The organism is Flavobacterium limi (genome assembly GCF_010645075.1).
GTDB lineage: Bacteria > Bacteroidota > Bacteroidia > Flavobacteriales > Flavobacteriaceae > Flavobacterium > Flavobacterium limi.
The window spans coordinates 17983-31723 of record NZ_JAADZV010000008.1 but is presented as its reverse complement, the minus strand read 5'-3'; the positions used below and the strand labels follow the sequence as shown (position 1 = coordinate 31723).

The 13741-nt window shown below is 31.9% G+C and carries 11 protein-coding genes; 6 read left to right on the top strand and 5 right to left on the bottom strand.

What is annotated here, in order from left to right:
- Positions 1 to 77 precede the first annotated feature (77 nt).
- Positions 78 to 2267 carry a glutamine synthetase III family protein gene (locus GXM16_RS16270; RefSeq protein ID WP_163395553.1) on the bottom strand — a complete coding sequence of 730 codons (2190 nt, stop codon included), beginning with the start codon at positions 2265 to 2267 and terminating at the stop codon, positions 78 to 80.
- A 428-nt stretch (positions 2268 to 2695) separates the two neighbouring features.
- Between GXM16_RS16270 and GXM16_RS16265 the strand changes: the two genes are divergently transcribed.
- Positions 2696 to 3712: a glutamine synthetase beta-grasp domain-containing protein gene (locus GXM16_RS16265; protein WP_163395552.1), complete on the top strand. Its 1017-nt coding sequence runs from the start codon at positions 2696 to 2698 to the stop codon at positions 3710 to 3712.
- A gap of 228 nt (positions 3713 to 3940) precedes the next feature.
- Positions 3941 to 4909, top strand: a complete 969-nt coding sequence (locus GXM16_RS16260; protein WP_163395551.1) for a TerC family protein — start codon at positions 3941 to 3943, stop codon at positions 4907 to 4909.
- Positions 4910 to 4992: 83 nt separating this feature from the next.
- Here the strand turns inward: GXM16_RS16260 and GXM16_RS16255 are convergent, their stop codons facing one another.
- The 4 genes from GXM16_RS16255 to GXM16_RS16240 form a co-directional block, all read right to left on the bottom strand.
- Complete coding sequence (locus tag GXM16_RS16255; protein WP_163395550.1) at positions 4993 to 7416, bottom strand: TonB-dependent receptor; 2424 nt, start codon at positions 7414 to 7416, stop codon at positions 4993 to 4995.
- A 189-nt stretch (positions 7417 to 7605) separates the two neighbouring features.
- Positions 7606 to 8124, bottom strand: coding sequence for a hypothetical protein (locus tag GXM16_RS16250; RefSeq protein WP_163395549.1), 519 nt, complete (start codon positions 8122 to 8124; stop codon positions 7606 to 7608).
- 90 nt (positions 8125 to 8214) lie between these two features.
- Positions 8215 to 9084: an alpha/beta hydrolase gene (locus GXM16_RS16245; protein WP_163395548.1), complete on the bottom strand. Its 870-nt coding sequence runs from the start codon at positions 9082 to 9084 to the stop codon at positions 8215 to 8217.
- A 101-nt stretch (positions 9085 to 9185) separates the two neighbouring features.
- Positions 9186 to 10058 (bottom strand): AraC family transcriptional regulator, encoded by an 873-nt coding sequence (locus GXM16_RS16240; protein ID WP_163395547.1) that lies wholly within the window; start codon positions 10056 to 10058, stop codon positions 9186 to 9188.
- A gap of 568 nt (positions 10059 to 10626) precedes the next feature.
- Here GXM16_RS16240 and GXM16_RS16235 point away from each other — a divergent pair.
- From GXM16_RS16235 to GXM16_RS16220, 4 genes are all read left to right on the top strand, one after another.
- Positions 10627 to 11031, top strand: coding sequence for a T9SS type A sorting domain-containing protein (locus GXM16_RS16235; protein ID WP_163395546.1), 405 nt, complete (start codon positions 10627 to 10629; stop codon positions 11029 to 11031).
- Positions 11032 to 11416: 385 nt separating this feature from the next.
- Complete coding sequence (locus tag GXM16_RS16230; protein WP_163395545.1) at positions 11417 to 11818, top strand: secretion protein; 402 nt, start codon at positions 11417 to 11419, stop codon at positions 11816 to 11818.
- Positions 11819 to 12431: 613 nt separating this feature from the next.
- Positions 12432 to 12839 (top strand): T9SS type A sorting domain-containing protein, encoded by a 408-nt coding sequence (locus GXM16_RS16225; RefSeq protein WP_163395544.1) that lies wholly within the window; start codon positions 12432 to 12434, stop codon positions 12837 to 12839.
- 365 nt (positions 12840 to 13204) lie between these two features.
- Positions 13205 to 13612, top strand: a complete 408-nt coding sequence (locus GXM16_RS16220) for a T9SS type A sorting domain-containing protein (protein WP_163395543.1) — start codon at positions 13205 to 13207, stop codon at positions 13610 to 13612.
- The last annotated feature ends 129 nt before the right edge of the window (positions 13613 to 13741 follow it).

The following is a 13741-nucleotide window of genomic DNA, read 5'->3' as shown; positions in this document are numbered from 1 at the left end:
TACCTCTCAAAATTCAAAATAAAAAAATGCCTCTCCAGAAACCTGGAAAGGCATTTAGAATATTATAAAAACATCTTCTATTTTGTAAGCAGTAATTCTCTGTATTTAGTTAAAGTCCACGTTTCATCATCAACCAATAATTCAAGTTTATCACAATGATTACGGATATCTTCAAAATAAGGCTTTACTTTATTGCAATAGGCTTCAGCCATTTTTTGGGCATCTGTTAAATTATTTGCTGTTTTTCTTTCATTCGTCATCGCCTCAACCTTTGAATTGATACCTTCTATATGACCTGATATTTCTTTAATCAGAATGATTTGTTCTTTGGCAATAGTTTCGAATTCTTTTCCAAAAATTTCTTTTAATCCTTTTACGTTTTCAATCAGGGTATTTTGATAACGAATTGCGGTTGGAATCACATGATTTCTGGCAATATCACCTAAAACCCTGCCTTCAATTTGAATTTTTTTAGTGTATTCTTCTAATTCGATTTCATAACGTGCTTCAGCTTCAACGTGATTTAAAATTCCTAATTCTGCAAATAAATCCAAAGCTTGCTTAGAAACTTTAGCTTTAATTGCTTCCGGAGTAGTTTTAAAATTGCTTAAACCTCTTTTAGCTGCTTCCTTTTCCCATGCATCGCTATAACCGTCCCCCTCAAAAAGTATTTTTTTAGACAGCTTGATATATTCTCTTAAAACATTGAAAATAGCCTCGTCTTTTTTCAAACCTTTAGTATCAATTAGAGCATCAACTTCGATTTTAAAATCTTTTAATTGTTTCGCTACAATAGCATTCAAGGTTGTCATTGCATTCGAACAATTTGAATTTGAACCAACTGCCCTGAATTCGAATTTATTTCCTGTAAAAGCAAAAGGAGATGTTCTGTTTCTGTCTGTATTATCCAAGAGAACATCCGGAATTTTACCCACAACGTTCAGTTTTAAGTCGGTTTTTTCTTCAGGAGATAATTTTCCTGTAGTTACACTTTCCAGTTCCGTTAGAACTTTCGTTAACTGCTCTCCAATAAATACTGAAATAATAGCCGGCGGTGCTTCGTTTGCCCCTAATCTGTGATCGTTACTTGCTGTAGCGATAGATGCTCTCAACAAAGTCTCATAATCGTTAACTGCTTTTATAGTATTAATAAAGAACGTCAAAAACTGTAAATTGCTCATTGGCGTTTTACTCGGACTCAATAAGTTAACTCCGGTATCAGTCGCCAGTGACCAGTTATTATGTTTACCTGAACCGTTTACACCTTTAAAAGGTTTTTCATGAAATAAAACTTTAAAGTCATGACGCTCCGCTACTTTTTGCATTACATCCATCAATAAAGAGTTATGATCTACAGCCAGATTGGTTTCTTCAAAAATTGGTGCCAGCTCAAACTGATTCGGCGCTACTTCGTTATGACGCGTTTTTACCGGAATTCCCAACAACATACACTCCTGCTCTAAGTCTCTCATATACGTTAAAGCACGGGTTGGAATAGAACCGAAATAATGGTCATCTAATTGTTGTCCTTTTGCAGAAGTATGCCCTAATAAAGTTCTTCCCGTCATCATTAAATCAGGACGTGAATTTGCCAGAGCTTTATCAATCAAAAAATACTCCTGCTCCCAGCCTAAAGTAGCCGTTACCTTTTTTACATTTTTATCAAAATATCTGCAGACTTCTGTAGCAGCCTCATCAATAGCTGATAAAGCTCTTAGTAACGGAATTTTATTATCTAAAGCTTCACCTGTATAGGCAATAAATACAGTTGGAATACACAAAGTCGTTCCGTAAATAAAAGCTGGAGAAGTTGGGTCCCATGCCGTATATCCTCGTGCTTCAAATGTATTTCTGATTCCGCCATTCGGGAAACTTGATGCATCCGGTTCCTGCTGTACCAATTGTGCTCCTCCAAATTTCTCTACAGGATCACTGCCGTCATATGAAGTTTCAAAAAAAGCATCGTGTTTTTCTGCTGTCGTTCCGGTTAATGGCTGAAACCAATGTGTATAATGTGTAACACCTTTTGCCAAAGCCCATTCTTTCATTCCCATGGCGATATAATCGGCCAGCTTTCGGTCTATTTTAGTTCCGTGCTGAATGGCATCCCTTACCCCTTTAAATGCATCTGAAGTCAAATACTGCTTCATTGCCTTCTCATTAAAAACATTTGCCCCGAAAATAGTTGACTTTCTGTCAATTTCCTCAAAATGTACAGGCTTTCTTGATGAAGCTTCCTGCAAGGCCTGAAAACGTAATGTTGACATGTATATAATTTTAAAATTCGTAATAATTTTGATTAAAATAAAGAGGAACAAATATAAAGAATAAAAAAGCCTTTTTTAACTATAACTTTTAGATTTTTGAAAAGCATTTTAGCAATAAAAGACACATTTTGTAAAGAATTCCGAAATGGATTTAAAAAAATATAACAAAACATACGAATAATACTAAAGAAACAAACAATTTTTCATAATTGAAGTAGAAATTAATTCAAAAAACCCATATGTTTATTACGAATTTATTTTTAAAACATTAAAAAATTGCTATTTTTTAAATATACCCCATACAAAATTGCGCTTATGTAAAAAATTATATCTATCGAAACAAAATGCACCCCCTAATTTTTATGGCTTAAAAAATAAATCTATATTTGACCCAGCGAAAAAAACAAAAAAAATTAATTTATATTATTATGGCTAAAATTAAGTTAGAGTACATTTGGTTAGATGGATATGAACCAACTCAAAATCTTAGAAGTAAAACTAAAGTTGAAGAGCACGAAAATTTCAAAGGAACATTAGAAGAACTTGGAAACTGGTCATTTGATGGTTCATCAACAAGACAAGCTGAAGGTGGATCTTCTGACTGTTTATTAGTTCCTGTTGCAATTTATCCTGACCCAACTCGTATCAACGGATGGTTAGTAATGTGTGAAGTTATGTTTGCTGACGGAACACCACACCCTTCTAACGGTAGAGCTACTATTGATGATGATAATGATGATTTCTGGTTTGGTTTCGAACAAGAATATTTCATTATGGATACTAAAACTTTATTGCCATTAGGTTTCCCTGTTGGAGGTTACCCAGCGCCACAAGGTATGTACTACTGTTCTGTAGGTGGAAAAAACACTCACGGAAGAAAATTAGTAGAAGAGCATGCTGATTTATGTATAGCTGCCGGAATCAACTTTGAAGGTATTAACCAGGAGGTTGCTTGTGGACAATGGGAATTCCAATTATTCGCTAAAGGTGCTAAAAAAGCAGGTGATGAAATCTGGGTTGCACGTTACTTATTAGATCGTTTGACTGAGAAATACGGTTACTATATTGAGTACCACCCAAAACCACTAGGAGATACAGACTGGAACGGTTCAGGTATGCATGCTAACTTCTCTAATAATGTGTTAAGAACATGTGGAGATCAGGCAACTTACGAAAGAATCTGTGAAGCTTTCCGTCCTGTAACTGCTGAACATATCGCTGTTTACGGAGCTTACAACGAGCAACGTTTAACTGGTAAGCACGAAACTGCTTCTATCCACGATTTCTCTTACGGAGTTTCAGACAGAGGATGTTCTATCAGAATTCCTTTGATGACTGTTCAAAAAGGATGGAAAGGATGGTTGGAAGACAGAAGACCAGCTTCAAACGGAGATCCATACAAAATTGCTGCAAGAATTATCAAAACTGTTAACTCAGCGCTATAATTCAAAGCTTAATTTATATTCTAAAAGTGCCATCGTAATTGATGGCACTTTTTTTTTCTAAAGCAAAATATAATCATTTACAATAGCTGACAAACAAAAAAGCTTTAACAATCTCCATTAAATGAAGGCTTTTAGTTAAAATTCCCGAAGTTAAGTTTAACCTAATTCCTTTCTTAAGTTAAATTTCAAGACTTATCTTTGTGTAAACCCTTAAAAAAATAACAAATTATGATAGTCTGGATCATTTTTTTACTGGCCGTAGTTTTTATTCTTGCCTTAGATTTAGGAGTCTTCAATAAAACACCTCATATTATCAGTACCAAAGAGGCAAGCAAATGGACGTTGGTTTGGGTTACGCTATCCTTTCTTTTCTCAGGAGTGATTTACTGGCTTTACAGTACAGAATATATTGCAAATCCTGACAAACTTGAACCTGCAGTGGCTGCAATGAAATTCATTACAGGTTATCTGATTGAACTATCGCTTAGCATTGATAATATTTTTGTAATTGCTATTGTTTTTGCATCATTCAAAATTCCGCAAAAATACCAGCATCGGGTTTTATTCTGGGGAATCCTGGGCGCAATTGTTTTCCGTGGTCTGATGATTTTCTTTGGTGTAATGTTAATCAATAAATTTAGCTGGACTACTTATGTATTTGGAATTTTCCTGATTTTTACCGCTATAAAAATGCTTTTCTCCGGTGAGGACGAAGATTTCCAGCCGAAAGATTCCTTCATTTACAAGACACTGGGAAAAATAATGCCAATAACTTCAGAAACAGATGGCGAGAAATTTTTTATTGCTACTAAAACTGCAAAGAAAGCCGCAACCCCATTATTTGTTGCCCTGATTGTAATTGAAGTTATGGATGTTCTGTTTGCTGTTGACAGCGTTCCGGCTATTCTGGCCATTACATCTGACCCATTTTTAGTATTCAGCTCTAATATTTTTGCCATTTTAGGATTGCGTTCTATGTATTTCTTTTTAGCCAATATGCTGGCCAAATTCAGTTATCTGGAATATAGCCTGGTCGCTATTTTAGCTTTTGTTGGGTTAAAAATGCTGCTGCACGATTATATTCACGTTCCGGAATGGGCTTCTTTAGGATTTATTGCACTTTCACTACTGGTTGGAATTTTGGTTTCATTAAAATTCGGAGAAGAAAAAGTACTAACTGATTCAGAGGAAGAATAATTTGTCATGAAAAATTGTAGTATGAAAAAAGAAATCATGTGATTTCTTTTTTCATACTGATAACGACTATAATATTTTAATCCTTATTTTTTAATACTATAATAAGCATTCCTTACAATTGGAATACCTGATCCGGTGATTCCCTCTAAAGCCACTTTTATTTTGGTTTCCACTTTTGTATTGTAATAATTTACATTAGCATTTCCTGCTTTATCAGGATGAACATATGGATTCCAGTAAAGCGTATTTCTTACAGCCGATTTAGTATCCTCTGAAGAAATTTTTTCCAGATCTGGCGAATAGAAAACACGAGCCATATAAAAGCCGTCTACCTCTTGTTGTATAGAATGGGAATATTCATTTTTAAGCCTGTTTCCTGAACTTGGTTTGGTGTAAATTGCAATAATACCATTACTGCTCTCATCTCCAAAATACAGTTTTGCCTGACTTCCTTTTATAGCGTCTATTTTTTCTATATCTGCCAGATAAATAGCATCTACTTCTTCTTTAAAAGCAGTCATTCCATTTATGATAAAAAGCGGCGGCGCTTCATAACGTGTAAAACGAACAGTATCATCAAAAGACACAACCCCTGATATTTTTTGCTGAATAAGCTCATAAATATTGGTAAACAAACTTATATCCTTATCTACAGTATAACTCGCATCAGGAATTCCAAAATAAGAAATTGATCTGGATTTCTTTTTTCCTGTAATACTGACTTCATCCAGAATATTTTCGGGTTTTACTCCAAAAGCTGTATATTTTTTAAAGACGTTTTCAGCAATTAGTTTTGTTGGTTCATCCCAGTTAATGGGTTCATTTTTAAAATCTACAGTCATAGGAGATCGCTCAAAAGAATCTACTATTATTTCACCTGTATACTTTCCTTTTTCATTTCTGGAATTTAATGACATTTTCGTTTTTCCGGAAAACATGATATTTTCAAATTTAAAACTTCCTGTAGAATCAGTAAACGTCTTAAAATTATTCATATGTTTTTTATTCATCAAAACCATTCCTATTCTTTGATTCACTTTTGCCTTACTGCCAAAAAGCTGCTTAACCCTGCCGGTTATTGTAAAACCTTTTTCGGCTGTATACTTAATATTATCAGTGGATTTTGGTGTAGTTTTCCATACAAAATCACGCCAGCCTTGCGTTAAAAGTAAATTCTCTAAATGATCAAGTCGTTTTAAATTGGCAGCATCAAAATAATATCCCGGATTGTGTACCTTACCCCTAATATCTGATTCCATCAAAAAATATGAACTAATGTTTGTTCCGAAATCTTTCTCTTCTGTCACGCCATTCATATCGGTTACACTTAATGAAAAACTGGCAGATTTGGCGACACCTGCTTTAGATTTTGAAATTACGTTTATTGCAGCTTCTTCATTGGGCTGATAACTTGTTTTGTCTGTTAATAGCTGAACGTCTAAATCCTGATCTTTTTCAATATAAATTAAACGCTCGCTAAGGGGTTTTGAATTGCTGTCGTATAAAGTTATGTGACTTATACCTTCGGGAGTAATATCTTTAGGGAGTTCAAAAGACACAACTGTTTGTATAACTGTTTGCGGGCTTTCAAAATAAGTGATGCCTTTTGCTTTACAAACAACTGCAAGCACTGTATTTGGACTTTGTAACAAGGTTTCTTCATTAGTAATTATTGATATAATACTTTTGCCCCTTAACACCCTGTAACTTAATAAATAGCCTGACTTAGTAACTTGTGGAAGTTCTGTTCTCAGTTCTGGCCTGTCGGGAAACTTAGTTTTGGCGTAATAATTTTTTCCTGCAATGGGAATTATCTGAAATTTCCCCATGCCATCATGAGTACTTGAAAAAGAAGTAACCAATTCATTATTGGAATCAAAAATTTCTCCCGTAACATTTATTGGATTTCCTTTGGCATCAACAGCCTTAAAACCTACTACACTTGCCACATTTTGTAAAAGCGAACCGCCTTCAGGGAAGAAATCAACTTTGAAATTATTTTGTTTGCTGATTTCTGTGATCTTTACGTCTGAAATACTATTTTGAGTTTTATTAGGTTTGGAATGTGCTTCAAAAACATCTATGATTTCAATATTCTTTTTAAATACCAAATCTTCACCAAAGTTTCTGTTCCAATTGGTATAAGCACGTAACTGGTAAACCCCGGGTTTTACACCTAAAGAATCAGATAAGTGAAAATCGCCATTGCCTAAACCCATTTCTAAATTGGTCTTGTTTCTGGCAATGATTTTAGCATCTGACGAAATTAATTCTACATATAAAATATTGCTGTTATCAAAGAGCAAATTGTTGTACGCACGGACAGTGTAGGCTTTATAATACAAATCATCTCCAATAAAATAACGGGAATTGTCTGTATGAAGATATATTTTTTCTATTTCAGGAATTGTTTTGTTGTCTTGGGCCTGTAAGCAGCTACATACAGCAATAAGCAATAAAAAATCAACGAACCTGTACTTTTTTTTCTGAGTAAAAAATTTTAACATTTTAAGATATACATTTTTATTAGAGCATTAAAAAAGCTAAAAATATATAAAAATCTTATTAATTTAACCTAAAATACAAAATAATAAAATTATAGAAATTATTTAACTGAAGTATTTTGGAAGCCAAATCTATGGAATAAAAAAAAAAGGAAATCGTAAGATTTCCTTTTTATGCTTTCAAACTAATCATTAGTTTAATTTTTTAACGTTGCTATCATCAATATTATACTTTTTAATAACTGCATTGTAATCCGAATAATCTGGTTTATTAGCCGATTTTGCTGTCCCTGTAGGGGATCCCGGTACAATTACAATTCTAAAAGTCTGATTATTTAAGTATGAAGGAGTTAATGATAAATCATAATTTCCTCGAGCATAAATAGTAAAATCTTCTCTACTAAAATCAAAATCGTAATCAAGCTCTCTAGTAGCAGAAGGATAAAGTGTTCTAGGAATTAATTGCCAAATTGGAGTATTAGCATCAATAGTTCCAGCCAATCTGTATATCAAAATAACATCATCTTCAAAAAGCACAGGATCAAGTTTTTCGTATATATTATATCCATCTGTTGCATTATAACCGAAATTTACATTTTGAAGTTCAAAAACTTCACTAATAGTATCATAGTCAACATCATTATCATCATCCGAACAACCAGAAAATGCAAATAATCCAACAACTGCGAAAAGGGTCAATATCTTTTTCATAATTTTTTATTTTTAAAGTTTATATATTAAAGGTAGCCCAAAAATCAAACCAAAAAAAACACTTTGGCCATTTCTCTGCTAAAAAACCTATTATTTTTTTGCAACTTCCTGATTTTTAAGCAATATTTTACTAAAAAATAATACATGATAAGGCAACGAATTTTCCCAATATTCCCAGGTGTGCGCTCCGGGGCGTTCAGTATAATCGTGTTCTACCTTATTATATAGCAATCTTCTGTGTAATTCTCTATTAGGTTCAATTAAAAAATCATCAACGCCACAATCAATAATCAATGGCAGTCTATTGGCTTTCATTTTATCTATCATATTTAAAACCGCGTGCTGCTCATACATTTTTATATCATTACTCTTATCCCCAAAAACAGGTTCAATCAATTTAAGAACCTGAGCAGCAGAATCCCGATTTAGCATTCCACTCATATCAACAGCACCACTCATGCTTCCGGCAGCACAAAATAAATCAGGATTTCTGGCAGACAAGTACAACGCACCATGACCTCCCATTGAAAGCCCCGTTATGACACGCCCATTTTTATTCGCAATGGTTCTGTATGTTTTATCTACTTTCTGGATCACTTCTTTAGTTACAAAAGTTTCAAACTGGCTTCCTGTATTGACAGGACTGTCGATATAAAAACTAAACGTTTCACCTTCAGGCATTACAATAATCAAATTATATTGGTCTGCCAGATTTTTTACAAGTTCTTTATTTGGCGTATTCTTCAGCCAGTCACCAAAATGTCCGTAAGCTCCGTGCAATAAATACATTACAGGAAATGTCGTTTTGCTTTTAGCATACGAATTTGGCAACACAATGGCAGCTTTATAGGTTTTATTCATGGCAGCACTGGAGACTTCTAAGGTATCTACTTTTGCTGCATAAGACATTCCTGAAGATGACAGGATTAACAGTAACATTAAAATTTTTAAATTTCTCATAAGTGGTTTTGAATAGTTATAATGTAAATATACCTTTTCATTATTAAATAAAAAAACCGGCAAGTTTACAACAAGCCGGTAATTAAGAAAGTTTTGAAAGCTTACATTATTGAGGTTCTGTGCTCCTGTCTGTATTCTGAAGCGCTTTTGCCTGTATACTGTTTAAACGACTTACTGAAATGACTAAAGTTATTAAATCCGCTTTCATAACAAACTTCATTTATGCTAATAGGTTTTTCGGCCAGAAGTTTAGATGCATGAACCAGACGATATTCATTTACGAATTCGGTAAATGTTTTATTGGATATTTTTTTAAAATAACGACAAAAAGACGGTGTTGTCATACTTACCATTTTAGAAACTTCGTCTACTGAAATAGGTTCCTGAAAATGATCTTTTACATAACTAAACACTACATTTATCCGGTCATTGTCGGGCATTTGCATTTCCAGTAAAAATCCATCTGCATTTAGAACGGTATATTCTTCAGAAGAGGCTAAATCTTTTAGAATACTTAAAAGAGTCAGGAAACGCTCAAACGGAGATTTGTTCTCCATCAATTCCATCCTTGTTCCGATTATTTTTTTTGTTTCTCCACCAAACGCAATTCCTGCTTTGGCCTGTTCAAGGAGCTGTTGAATTTTTTTCATTTCGGGGATTCCAAAAAACTCATTTCCTAAAAAGTCAGGTTTAAAATGAATTACAGTTTCATCAGTATTACCTGTTTTTTCATTGGTAAATCCGCAATGCGGCAAATTAGATCCTATGAGAATGAGAGAACCGTTTGTATAATATGAAATATGACTTCCTATTTGCCTCTTACCTGCCCCGCCATTTACAAAAACAATTTCGATTTCAGGATGGTAATGCATCAAATGCGATTTGCTGTTCGTTTTTTGAGCATGTTTAGTATAAGTAAACGAGCTTCCGTAAGAGTTTGATATTATTTCAAGAGCTGGGGCAATTGGTTTCATTTCGTAATGATTAAATAATAAGAGCAAATTTAACAAAAATACCTAAAATAATTCAAATTTTAACCTACAACGCTTTCGCTACTAAGAATAACGCATAGAAATCAACAACAAACTGAAATATTTTAACAGGACAAAATTAGACCTTAAATTCAAAAAAAAGGTTATTAAAAGGTTTTAAAATTTTAATCATCTGGTTTGTTCAATAGTAAATTAAAAACATATTGAAGTAAAATCTAACACATAGCTTTAAAATACTTTTTTTATTAAATATACAAATAACATCATAAGTCAGCTCCTACAAGATTAATAAATATTAATTTTTTTCTGACATAAATAACGAATACTTCATAAAATCTTTTAAACGATTTAGACATTCACAACAGAACATTCTATTTAAAGAATATTAACAAATTCAAAAAAACTTTGAGAATAATTCAAATTTTAACATATAACGGTTTCGTAAATGAGAATACAGCACATATATCTGCAAATACTGTTGTGCACTTTATCGTAGGATCAGAGTAATTTAGCAATATCAAATTAGAAGAAATAATCTAAAAAATATATCATGAAAAAGACGTTAAAATTAAGTTTAGTATGTGCAGTACTTTTTGGAACAAGTACTTACGCAATCGACGGAAATGGAGATTTTGCTCTTCATGTAATAAAAGGAAACGGTAGTGAAGTAACTTTTGCATTAAATAATGTAAAAAAAGCATACTTATCAATCTATGATCAGGATGGTACACTTATTTATTCTGAAAATGCTTCTGGAGAAAGAGGTATCTTAAGAACTTTCAGTTTTGAAGAATTTCCGGCAGGAACTTATTTCTTACAAGTAGAAGACAGTGTAAAAACTACAAAACATGAAATTACAATAAAAAACAATGTTGCTGTTATATCCAGAAAAGCAGTTTCATCAATTTATAAAGCAGGTTCTTCTGCAAACAATACAAGCGTAGCAGTACGCTAAAAAAGTTTATGCTTTTCATAGTATAAAAATGAGGTTAGATAGTTAGTAAAGTTTAAAACTTAACGGTTTTTGAAACAGCTCTTGGTGGTTCTTGAGCTGTTTTTTTTATTTATATTCTTTAGACGCAAGATTGCATCCTACTCAAATTATTATAATTAGAAAGATTAAAAAACAGTTATTAAACAAGATTCAGAATAGATTTTAGTTTTAAATAATAGTTACCAAATTAACTAAATAAATAATAATAATTTCACATTTTAACCTATATCGGTTTCGTAAATGAGAATTTAGCATATAAATATGAAAAATCAGTTGTGAGAAATTATATATTTCTGAAGTAATTTAGCATCAGAGAATTAGAACTATTAATCAAAAAACTATTATCATGAAAAAGATTTCAAAATTAAGTTTAATAGTTGCTGTACTTTTCGGAACAAGTACTTATGCAATCGACGGTAATGAAGGCTTTAATCTTCATGTACTAAAAGCGAATGGAAACCTAATCACTTTTGCACTAAACAAAGTTACAAAAGCAAAATTAGCAATCTATGATCAGGATGGAACATTAATTTATTCTGAAAATGCTTCAGGTAAAGATGGAATTTTAAGAACATTCAGCCTGGAAGAATTTCCGGAAGGAACTTACTTTTTAGAAGCTGAAGACAGCATCAAAAAAGTAAGACATGAAATTACTGTTGCAAATAATAAAACAGTTTTATCATCTAAAGCAATTTCATCAGTTTACAAAACAGATTTTGCCAAAAGTGCAGATGTTGCTGCTAAGTAAACAGTACAATTTCAAAATTTGTATAAAATGGTCAGAATGGGTTAGAAAATTATAACACAATGTTTTCAAGAACAGCTCTTTGTCGTTAAAGGGGCTGTTTTTTTTATGCTCACTTTTTTCAAAACTGTTTCCCCGGTTATAACTTATTTAATTTTCATTCTAAGTAATGTGTCCTTAATTTTAAATAACTTAATTTTTGTTAATTCAGCACATGAACTAAAAATCCAGAAGAATAATTTTCTGGAATAAATTTTAATCTGTTTACTCAATTTTACTCATTTTATCAATAAAATTATGTTTAAGAATTAAAAAAGTAAAACATTTTAAACACATTCATAGTATAAATTTATTATTATCATTTTTTTTTCTCATATAAATTACGACATTCTAATTAAAACATTTTATTGAATTATAGATTCGCAATTCAAGTCGAAATATTGAAAAATTATATACATATTCATAAAAACACCAAGAATAATTCAAATTTTAACATATAACGGTTTCGTAAATGAGAATATAGCACATATATCAGAAAATATAGTTGTACAATTTTCTATATTGCTGAAGTAATTTAGCAGTGTAGATTTAGAACAATAATTAAAAAAATATAATCATGAAAAATATCTTAAAATTAAGTTTAGTAGTTGCATTACTTTTTTCAGGAATCAATACATATGCAATTGATGGTAATGAAGATTATATCCTTCATGTAATTAAAGAAAATGGTAACGAAGTTACTTTTGGATTAAACAAGGTAACAGAAGCAAAATTAGAAATATACGACCAGGATGGCACTGTAATTTATTCTGAAACTGCTACAGGTAAGGACGGAATTCTAAAAAAAATCAGATTTGAAAATTTCCCTGAAGGATCTTATATCTTAAAAGTAGAAGATAAAGTAAAAACAACAAAACATGAAATTACTATTGCTTATAATAAAATAGTTTTATCATCTAAAGCAATTTCAACAGTTTATAAAACAGAGAATGCTGCAAAAAGTACAAGCGTAGCAGTACGCTAAAAAAGTTTATGCTTTCATAAAGTATAAAAATGAGGTTAGATAGTTAGTAAAGTTTAAAACCTAACGGTTTTTAAAACAGCTCTTGGTGGTTCTTGAGCTGTTTTTTTTATGAATTTATTTTAAGGCAAATTTCAGCAAAATATAAAATAAACCTATCGATTACCTTACCTGTAATTCTTTTGAATACTTTGTTAAATAATAATCAAATTAACATTAACGATAGAGATAATTCAAATTTTAACCTATAACGGTTTCGTAAATGAGAATATAGCATATATATCAGAAAACACAGTTGTGCAGTTTGCTGTACTATTGAAGTAATTTAGCAGTATAGAATTAGAACAAACAATTAAAAAAATAAAGCCATGAAAAAGATGTTAAAATTAAGTTTAGTAGCAGCAGTACTTTTTTCAGGAATCAGTACATATGCAATTGATGGTAATGAAGATTCATCCCTTCATGTAATTAAAGGAGAAGGCAGCAAAGTAACTTTTGGATTAAACAATGTTACAAAAGCCAAATTATCAATCTATGATAAAGAAGGAACCCTAATTTATTCTGAAAATGCCTCAGGCAAAAACGGAATTTTAAAAACTTTCAGCTTCGAGGAATTTCCATCAGGAACTTATTTCTTAGAAGTAGAAGACAGCGTAAAAACAACAAAACATGAGATTACAATAAAAGGTGATATTACAGTTATATCAGCAAAAGCAATTTCATCAGTTTACAAAGCAGGATTTTCTGCTAAAAGTACAAGCGTAGCAGTACGCTAAAAAGTTTATACTTTTCATAGTATAAAATGAGGTTAGATAGTTAGTAAAGTTTAAAACTTAACGGTTTTTAAAACAGCTCCTGGTGGTTCTTGAGCTGTTTTTTTTTGTTATATATTCTCACATTTAAAA